We start from the raw sequence: 638 nt of genomic DNA on the forward strand, positions 1-638 counted from the left end.
TTGTTCCATTTTAGATATTTGTTTAAGATAAGATATAACTCATTGAGATGTGTCATAGTATTCGTCGTTAGAAAACAATTATTGTGACATTATTTCAATGAGTTATCTATTTTTGTCGTGTACAGAGCTCGGAAATATAAGAAATTAAGATTGCTGATAGCTTCTTGGTGATTCAGCTGGTGTACCATCATCATATCGCCAAAATAAGAAGCTTCCACTCCATTCGACTTCACCTGAAGCATAGTCACGGATCTTATCGCTCCAGCGGATAGGTTTAATTTCATGGTCTAAGAATTCATCCCACACAATAAACGCCGTGCCATCTTTGTTTGGGATTTGGTCCTCTATGAAGAACCAGGGTGACTTCACATCAACAGAACAGCGTTTTGTCATTTTGTCTCTCTCACTCTTTTGAGTCGTATGCATATTCATATAAGCCTCAAATCAATTGAAAAGATCCTGGAAACTGTTTTGAACGTCAGATCGTGCGATCGGCGCTGTTTCTTGTTGCTGTGACTGACCATTAAAGTCTCAAAAATGACATTAATGTTCTAAACTTTAACAATATAGTTGTAAACTCAAAGAGGAAGTTTGAATGAATATTACGAAAAAATCAGATTCAATACTTGTGGTATTTT

At 35.9% G+C, this 638-nt stretch carries 1 protein-coding gene; it reads right to left on the reverse strand.

Annotation, left to right across the window (positions count from 1 at the left end; all coding sequences use genetic code 11):
* Positions 1–144: 144 nt before the first annotated feature.
* Complete coding sequence (locus tag DYI81_RS17860; RefSeq protein ID WP_033917550.1) at positions 145–393, reverse strand: hypothetical protein; 249 nt, start codon at positions 391–393, stop codon at positions 145–147.
* Positions 394–638: the final 245 nt, after the last annotated feature.

The sequence above is a fragment of the Acinetobacter sp. SWAC5 genome, assembly GCF_003419885.1.
Lineage (GTDB): Bacteria > Pseudomonadota > Gammaproteobacteria > Pseudomonadales > Moraxellaceae > Acinetobacter > Acinetobacter cumulans.

Excerpts from the sequence above, each read along its gene's own strand:
- DYI81_RS17860 (WP_033917550.1), bottom strand. The coding sequence starts at position 393 with ATGACAAAACGCTGTTCTGTTGATGTGAAGTCACCCTGGTTCTTCATA.